9 protein-coding genes are annotated in these 8,014 nt (G+C 39.2%); 3 read left to right on the forward strand and 6 right to left on the reverse strand.

All coding sequences use genetic code 11. The annotated features are described in order from the left end of the window. The 4 genes from VB714_RS13690 to VB714_RS13705 all read right to left on the reverse strand — a co-directional run. On the reverse strand, positions 1-382 hold a 382-nt coding region (locus tag VB714_RS13690; protein WP_323225059.1), incomplete at its 3' end, for an ABC-2 family transporter protein. A 1-nt stretch (position 383) separates the two neighbouring features. After that, complete coding sequence (locus VB714_RS13695; RefSeq protein WP_323225060.1) at positions 384-920, reverse strand: hypothetical protein; 537 nt, start codon at positions 918-920, stop codon at positions 384-386. Positions 921-971: 51 nt separating this feature from the next. Next, the gene (locus VB714_RS13700) at positions 972-1,688 is read right to left on the reverse strand and encodes a hypothetical protein (RefSeq protein ID WP_323225062.1); all 717 of its coding nucleotides are present in this window, start codon (positions 1,686-1,688) and stop codon (positions 972-974) included. Further along, a complete protein-coding gene (locus tag VB714_RS13705; protein ID WP_323225064.1) occupies positions 1,678-2,472 on the reverse strand; it encodes a TIGR04255 family protein in 795 nt (264 codons plus the stop codon). Before VB714_RS13705 ends, VB714_RS13700 begins: the two co-directional genes overlap by 11 nt. Before the next feature lie 238 nt (positions 2,473-2,710). Between VB714_RS13705 and VB714_RS13710 the strand changes: the two genes are divergently transcribed. Together VB714_RS13710 and VB714_RS13715 are read left to right on the forward strand one after the other, a co-directional pair. Next, positions 2,711-3,844: a WG repeat-containing protein gene (locus VB714_RS13710; RefSeq protein ID WP_323225066.1), complete on the forward strand. Its 1,134-nt coding sequence runs from the start codon at positions 2,711-2,713 to the stop codon at positions 3,842-3,844. Positions 3,845-3,905: 61 nt separating this feature from the next. Then, positions 3,906-5,000 carry a HAMP domain-containing sensor histidine kinase gene (locus VB714_RS13715; RefSeq protein ID WP_323225068.1) on the forward strand — a complete coding sequence of 365 codons (1,095 nt, stop codon included), beginning with the start codon at positions 3,906-3,908 and terminating at the stop codon, positions 4,998-5,000. Positions 5,001-5,083: 83 nt separating this feature from the next. Here the strand turns inward: VB714_RS13715 and VB714_RS13720 are convergent, their stop codons facing one another. Beyond that, entirely contained in the window at positions 5,084-5,650 is a 567-nt protein-coding gene (locus VB714_RS13720) for a hypothetical protein (RefSeq protein WP_323225070.1), read from the reverse strand. Positions 5,651-5,973: 323 nt separating this feature from the next. Between VB714_RS13720 and VB714_RS13725 the strand changes: the two genes are divergently transcribed. Next, a complete protein-coding gene (locus tag VB714_RS13725; RefSeq protein ID WP_323225072.1) occupies positions 5,974-6,933 on the forward strand; it encodes a DUF1517 domain-containing protein in 960 nt (319 codons plus the stop codon). A 45-nt stretch (positions 6,934-6,978) separates the two neighbouring features. On the opposite strand, the gene VB714_RS13730 is transcribed toward VB714_RS13725, so the two are convergent. Continuing rightward, a partial coding sequence (locus VB714_RS13730; RefSeq protein ID WP_416309679.1) for an alpha/beta hydrolase family protein occupies positions 6,979-8,014 on the reverse strand: 1,036 nt, incomplete at its 5' end.

Below are 8,014 nucleotides of genomic sequence, written 5' to 3' on the forward strand. Positions count from 1 at the left end.
TAATGCCAAAAACTAAATCTGGCAAACCCCAAGGGGACATAGTTCGCGCTGAGAGCCAAAATTGACTACTGATAGGTTTGAGTAGCACAAAATCTAATGTTCCTTCTTGAACTTGTTCGACAATTTTGTTAAGATTGGGAATGAGAAATGTTGCTGAAAATCCTTGGAGTAAAGTGAAAACACCTAAAACAATTAATGCTTCTTCCCAATTCCAGCCTTTGAATTCATAACCGGTACGATAAAATAAAAATAGACCAAATAAGCTACCCGAAAGATTGGTTAAGCTACTGAGAGTCGCAATGAGAAAATTCAAACGATACTCGAGTTCTGCGGCGATCGCGGTACTCCAAAATAATTTCAAAACTAATAAATAACGTTGCATTTTAGACAAAACCTTCTAACTGACATTGACAAAGTTCTTGATTATCGTTAAGTGCCTTACATCCTATTTTCTCTTGATGAATAAGTATTGATTTTGTTTGTTTTTTCTTACAGCGTAGAGATTGACGATTATTTTGTTTTAATAAATCGCATAACTGTATTGCTGATTCTTTTTTGATTTCAATATCGTAATGCAATTTTTGAGCAAATAAACACCTTCCTTCCATAACTTGATTTTTTTGAATACCTACACTATCTAATTCTTGATCGGTTAACCAAATAAAATCTATATCCTGATGTCGGGAAGTTCTATTAGCACTTAAAGAGGCAATCACACTATAAAAGTCTTGTTCGGAGTTCACTAACCAAATACTAGAAGTTTCGTCAAAACTTGCCTCTGCTATTTTTTCTAGACGTTTTCTTGGATCGCTTATCTCAGGATCGGGCTTCCAACTACTTCGACTGTTAATTTTACGAATATATACAGGGGGAGATATTCCAAAATCTTCAAGAGTAGGGAGCATTTTAATTGGGTGCATCTCAATTTTGCAATAAATTCATATATCCTCAAAAGAATTTAAGTAAACTATTTAGGAAATATCATCAAGAGCTTCTTGGGCATATTTACGAATATATAAATCCGAGTCACGGATAAATCTCTCTAAAATTGGATGAATTAGCTCAATATCATCTAATTCATCTTCTACAATCCAGAAAAAATCGATTATGGCAGATTTAACTAATCTACCCCAAAGATTGTAATTATTCATGAATCCTACTATCAAACTATATTTTTTCATTACCTGTATTTTTTGCGAACAAGCAACAGATTTAATTAATATTTCCCACTTTTCAGGAGATAAAACATTAATATATTGACCATAGGGTGTATGTCCCAAAAGCATTAATTGAGCTAGAAGATTACCATCACATTCAGCTAAAAGAGCGATCGCACCATCGTAACTATCTCTGATATTAGTTTTATTTCCCCATTGTAGAATTTCTACAATCTCTTCTATTGAAACAATAGAAGTAGCAATATTTTTACAAACTTTAATCCTCCGATCTGGTAAATGTTTAAAATACCATCCAAGCAAATTTATTATACCTATATTGTTTAAAACAGTTAACTCCGTGTCAGGTTCTGGATCGCGAGAAAATGACGTAGGTGATAAAAACTCAGGTTGTTTTTGTATTTTACTTGGTATTTGATGTCTACAAGACCATATCGAATGAGTTTGTCTTGGAGATTCTTGAGAATACCGCGAAAAAATAACATCCTCACGAGAGAGCAAATCAGTGTTCATAAGACTTTCCCCAGCTTTCTTGTATCTCTTCTCGAATTAAACTCGAAAAGATTTGTAAAATATGATCGTGGGTTTGATTATACCATTTAACAAGATTATTCGGTTTGTCTTGACTCATTGCTGTGAGAGAAAATAACATTGCATCAATTTTATTGAGTTCATCCGTTTCTATTTGCCCTTTTTGAATATCTACATCAACATATCCTAGGCCATCGGGTAAAGTAAAACGAGTTTCACAATTCAGTAGTTCTGGATACTGAGGATAATTTTGCCAATTTTTTTGAAAAACAGTAAAAATTTTCTGATTATCTTTAGACTCTTGCCAACCAAACTCTCGATCGATTATATTCAGATATGTTAATTTACAGTGCAATGGAGGAGCGATCTGTTCTCCTGATTCTAGTTTCCACCAATCACTAAAACTTTTCCAATGTCTTGAAAATTCGTCAAGTAACTTTGGAAAATGTGGATATTCACAATCTTGTTTATATCTGAAGTTAAAAGCAAAATTATTTTTCTGTAACTGTATCAAACTTTGTTCATCCTCACTCCCAAATACGACCCTCCGAAGAGGTGGTAGTGACAATAAAATATCTTCTTCTCTAGAAGTTGGTATTTTATCTTCTGGTAGTATAGGAAACTCATTTTTAATCATTTCCCAATACTTACCAAAATGAACAGAAGAAAATTTTAGCGTTTCAAAATTTACTGAAAAAACAACTTCTTTCAGTGGTGGATTCTTGAATTTGACCTTCATGGTGTTGTGTGAATTTATATCTTGCATCGTCTTAGTTACATTAGTTATAAAGAACCAATGTACTTGGTGGTACATTTAACCTTTAACAATAGTATACTAGAATAATGTATAATGTTGTGTAATTAATTTATAAAATTTTAAAATAAAGGAAATTAGGAACATTAATAAACTATTTGGTTGTTAATTAGGATACTGCCTTGGTGTTTTAATAGTGAACAATAAATTTTCGCTCTCCTTTATTTAAACTACAAACTATACTATGACTATGAAATATTCAATTTCGCTGCTTCTAAGTTTAACAATTTTGGGGTTTCCCCAACTGATTTTAGCACAGACCTCTCAGGAGAAGGAGCAAGTGCAATCTAACGAGTATAACACCGAACCGAACACATTATTTCCTATTCTCAAAGAGGGAAAATTGGGTTATATCGACACAGAGGGAAATATTGTTATTGAACCCCAATTTATGTTTTCCTTGGCAGCAAGGCGATTTTCTCAAGGAGTCGCCGCGATCGCCATCGATGGGAAGGGAGGATTAATCGATCGCAATGGCAATATAATTATTGAACCACAATTCGATCATATTGGCGAGTTTTTTGCTGGGTTAGCACAAGTGATTCAAGGAGAAAAAAGCGGTTTTATCAATCAAGAAGGAGAGATTGCGATCGCGTTACAATTTGAAGCTGTGAGAGATTTTTCTCAAGGACTCGCCGCCGTTAAAATAGAAGGAAAATGGGGCTTTATTAATACCGTTGGTGACATTGTTATCCCAGCAAAATTTGAGGATGCTTTAGATTTTAACCAACAAGAATTAGCGGCGGTTCAATTAGGCAAAAAATGGGGATTAATCGATAAAATGGGCGAGATGGTTGTTGCACCAAGTTTCGACCGCGTTTGGCCATTTCAAGAAGGATTTGCGGCGGTTAAATTAGGCGAAGAATGGGGTTTTATTAATGAGAATGGTGACATTGCGATCGCGCCTCAATTCGATCGCGTCGGAAATTTTTCAGAAGGATTAGCTTATATTTCTCGTAGCAAGCAAGTAGGTTATATCAATACGGTAGGAGAGATTATTGTTGAGCCTCAATTTGAAGAAGGTGGGGATTTTTCAGAAGGATTTGCAACTATCGTATTAGGTGGGAAATGGGGATTCATTAATGCTGAAGGAAAGATTGTTATTTCTCCTAAATATGAGTCTGCATGGGAATTTTCAGAAGGATTAGCGCGCATTAAAAATGGACAAAATATTGGCTTTATTAACCCCAAGGAAGAATTAGTTATTCTGCCTCAGTTTCAGAGAGCGAGTAATTTTATTAATGGATTAGCACAGGTCGAAATTAATAGAAAAATAGGCTATATTGATAAAACCGGACGTTTTATTTGGTTGCCAACTAATTAAACAATTACGGGTTATTTTCAGTTAATGAATAACCAATAATCTACAATAATAAAGCAAGTTAATGAGTAAATTTAATTTAAGAACGCGCTTATTTTTTTCCCATATTCTCGTCATTGTTTTGGGATTGGGGACGTTTGTTGCAATTGTTAAATATTCTTCTCCACGATTTTTTATTTTGCGTTTAGAACAATTAGAAAGAAGAGGATTTTTAACTGTTCGTTCAGCAAGAACTTATTTGATTAATGGATTTCAAAGTGCCTTAAATAGCGGCACATTTTGGTCTTTTGCAGTGGGTATTAGCACATCTGGAGGATTGAGTTATTGGCTTGCTCAACGGATTACTAAACCTTTAAATGTTATGCAGCAAATTACGCAAAAATTTGCTTCGGGACAACTAGAAGAAAGAATGCCAGCAACTGATATTCCTGAATTAAATGAATTGGCAATGAGTTTTAATCGTATGGCGAATAGTTTAGAAGGAGTCGAACAAAGACGGAGAGAATTAATTAGCGATCTCACCCATGAATTGCGATCGCCTTTAACCGTAGTACGAGGATATTTAGAAGAACTCTCTGATGGCGCGATCGCACCTTCTCCAGAAATCTATTTACGTTTGGTTCGCGAAACCAAGCGTTTAGAACGCTTAACCCACGATTTGCAAGAACTTTCTAAAGCAGAAGCAGGATATTTGCCAATTCATTTACAGTCAGTAAATTTATATCCTTTATTAACTTCTTTGGTGGAACGTTTTTCCGATCAATTGATGGAAGATAGTCCGACTTTAAGATTAGAATATGCTGAAAATCTTCCCCTGGCGATCGCCGATCTCGATCGCACCGAACAAGTGTTAGTGAATCTAATTGGAAATGCCTTGCGCTATACCGAAACAGGTTCAATTACTGTCAAAGGATGGCGCGATCGCGATCGCCTTTGGATCGCAGTTGAAGATACTGGAGTCGGCATTTCTCAGCAAGATTTACCCTTTGTTTTTGAGCGATTTTGGCGCGCAGATCGATCGCGATCGCGCTACTCTGGGGGAACGGGAATTGGTTTAGCCATTGCTCGCCGTTTGATCGAGTTACAGAATGGTAAAATCGAAGTAGAAAGTGAACTGGGTAAAGGAAGTATATTTCGCTTTCATCTTCCCCTTGTTTAACGATTCCATTTATAAATCTCAAGCTAAATCTCAAGCTAAATCTCAAGCTAAATCTCAAGCTAAATCTCAAGCTAAATCTCAAGCTAAATCTCTCTACAGGACTTCAAGAGCGTGCGATCGATATCCCCTAATTCTGCCAATTGATGATAGCCTTGCAAGCCAACTATACGCATAATGCCCTCATTTGTGGCAATTGTGCCGCGATCTTCAAGGGCGATCGCATAGGGATAAACCTCTCCCTCAAAATCCTCTACTAATAAATTCAGGTTTTGGTTGTCTAACGTGCCGGCAAAACAACGATATTCAGAATTAACCTCATATAATGCACCGTTTACCTTACCCTGACGAACTTCAAAAACTACATAAGTAATCCCATATTGTTCATCTTGAGGAGAACCACCAAAGAGATAAAACCCGTCAGCTAGAGGAGAATCAACACTCATGGACTCAGCGCGATCGCGAACTTCTACTTCTGCAATCTCAACATTTCCCTTGCTTAATCCTTCAATTCTCATGGCTGCGATCGCCGGAAAAGTATTGGCGATCGCCATTCCGATTGCGATCGATAAACAAACATTAAACCGCCAGAAGCGAAATTTAATCAGCTTGGCTGGAATTTGTGGGATTTTTCGTAAAACAGAATTTAACATTACCATGCACCCTCATCACAACTTAAATATGCAAATTTGAACGGAAAGTTATTATTCTTTTAATCTAGCGAAAGTTGATGGCATTCGGGTAGGAATTTAACAATCATTTGTATTAAGTTATTCTAAGTTGACGATTTGCGGGGGTTTTGCGAATGGGTCGTAAAATTTTTTAGCTTTTAATCAAGATTTATTAAACAATTGCGAAGTGGAAAACAGCCGAAAGAAGATTGTAAAGTTATTTGAGTCTGACGGACTGCGAGGGCGATCGCGTAAAGTCAAGGATTTTGCTAAATTGGAACTGTCCGCAAAAATATCAAGCCATCATGTTGCAAAGAATCTTAACAAACCTAAAACCGTTCTTAAAAACCCTATTTGTCGGCGTTTTAATTTTAATATTAACTTTCGCTCATAGCGATGAAGCCCTGGCCCGTCGTAGTGGTGGGCGCATTGGTGGCGGTTCATTTCGCGCTCCTTCCCGTTCTTATTCAGCCCCCAGTCGCAGTTATGCCCCCAGGGGTGGCGGCTATCGCTCTCCTGGTTGGGGCTTTGGCTTTCCCTTTCTCATCCCCTTCTTTGGTTTTGGAGGCGGTGGCAGTTTGTTTACCCTACTTATTTTTATTGCCATCGGTAGCTTTCTCGTCAACACCCTTCGCAATAGCGGCATGAGTTTGGCGGGGAATAATGAAGGAATTTCTAGCAATACCAAGATTTCCGTCGGTAAAGTACAAGTTGGCTTACTCGCCGAAGCCCGCAGCCTTAAAGCAGACCTCGATCGCCTCGGACGCAGTGCGGACACAGGAACAAGCGCCGGACGTGCTAAAGTCTTACAAGAAGTTAGTTTGGCCTTATTGCGCCATCCCGAATATTGGGTTTATGGTTCCACCCTTTCCCAAACCGCAGCACGGGAAACCGCCGAGGCCAAATTCAGTCAATTAGCACTCTCAGAACGGAGCAAGTTTACAGCAGAAACCCTCTCGAATGTCGATCGCCAAGTACAAAATAACGACATCGCCTTACCTTCTGTTGCTGAGAATCTCGCTCAACAAATTCGTGCGGAAACTGGGGAATACATTATTGTCACCCTCTTAGTTGGGGTAGAAGGAAAACTCGAGTTAGCTAAGATTAATAATACCGAAGACTTAACTCAATCTTTGCGTGCTATTGGTGGCATTGGTAGCGATCGCCTCCTCGCCCTCGAAATTCTCTGGACTCCCCAAGCCGAAGGCGACACCCTCAGCACTGACGACATTCTCGCCGAATACCCCGATCTAAAGTTGGTTTGATCGTTTATCACTAAACACTAACCACTAGCCACCAACCACTAAACACTACGCTTCATTACTCAAGACCTTAGTAAAAATCCGCTTGAGTTGCGCCGTGCAGTATCGAGGGGGACGGATAACCTGTTTCATCTTGGTAAATCCGTCCTCAAAAAAACGGAAGGCCGATTGCTCTTCCGTTGTCTCTTGATAGACTAAAGGCTGATTGGTTTTTTCTACAATCTCCATCCAGAGATTGAGGGTTGTCGGTAACTTGTGACTCAAACGCATTGACAGTTCTGGGGTTGAAAGGGATTGAACATAAGCAGAAGAAAGAAAGGGACGATAAATAACCGCGTCATCGGTTAATTGATTGACCCAAGCCAAACTTAAGCCCCGCACTAACTTTCGTATCGGTTCCGCCTCCTCCCCCATCAACTCCGGTATGACACTACTGTGGGAGACAATACTATCGGTATTGCCAATATCGGTTACACTCATGTGAGTTGCACCGATCGCCGTGACAAAATATTTTTCCCCTGCTAATTGATTAAAAGGGCGCAATTGATGATCCAAAGATGGCGCAACGGCATCCTTGCTACTGCTCCAAATCAGGGTGGGGATTTGTACTCGTGCTAATCCTTCCTCCCCGAAGAGCTTGCCAATCACGGGATTAAAGGCGATCGCCTGCTTGACGCGCTCATCTCGTAATTCGAGTTTACTATGGGGTAACTGTGCCGCCGAACATTGCAGCCAATCCGCCGGAGAGCGACCTAATGGCGTGCGACGCTGGCAAAAAGAGCGCAATTCTCGTAAATCTAGTTCCCCCCCCGCTAACGCTAAAGCGGTATATCCCCCCAAAGAATGACCGATAACTGTCACTTGTTGCGTTTTGAACCGTTCTCGCAAATGACCCCAATATTGACCCAAGCGCTCTAATTCATCTAAAACAAAACTGACATCCTTGGGGCGATCGAGAAACTCTTCGGCGGGTAAAACATCCGTGGGGTTAAAATCAAGGGTTAGTCCTGCAAGGGTTTCAATGCTGCTACCGGGATGTTCGAGGGAAACGACACTAAACCCATGAGAGGCTAAATGATGCGCC

It is taken from the genome of Spirulina sp. 06S082 (assembly GCF_034932145.1).
Classification (GTDB): domain Bacteria; phylum Cyanobacteriota; class Cyanobacteriia; order Cyanobacteriales; family Spirulinaceae; genus CCY15215.

Excerpts from the sequence above, each read along its gene's own strand:
- VB714_RS13695 (WP_323225060.1), bottom strand. The coding sequence starts at position 920 with ATGCACCCAATTAAAATGCTCCCTACTCTTGAAGATTTTGGAATATCT.
- VB714_RS13700 (WP_323225062.1), bottom strand. The coding sequence starts at position 1,688 with ATGAACACTGATTTGCTCTCTCGTGAGGATGTTATTTTTTCGCGGTAT.
- VB714_RS13705 (WP_323225064.1), bottom strand. The coding sequence starts at position 2,472 with ATGCAAGATATAAATTCACACAACACCATGAAGGTCAAATTCAAGAAT.
- VB714_RS13710 (WP_323225066.1), top strand. The coding sequence starts at position 2,711 with ATGAAATATTCAATTTCGCTGCTTCTAAGTTTAACAATTTTGGGGTTT.
- VB714_RS13715 (WP_323225068.1), top strand. The coding sequence starts at position 3,906 with ATGAGTAAATTTAATTTAAGAACGCGCTTATTTTTTTCCCATATTCTC.
- VB714_RS13720 (WP_323225070.1), bottom strand. The coding sequence starts at position 5,650 with ATGTTAAATTCTGTTTTACGAAAAATCCCACAAATTCCAGCCAAGCTG.
- VB714_RS13725 (WP_323225072.1), top strand. The coding sequence starts at position 5,974 with ATGTTGCAAAGAATCTTAACAAACCTAAAACCGTTCTTAAAAACCCTA.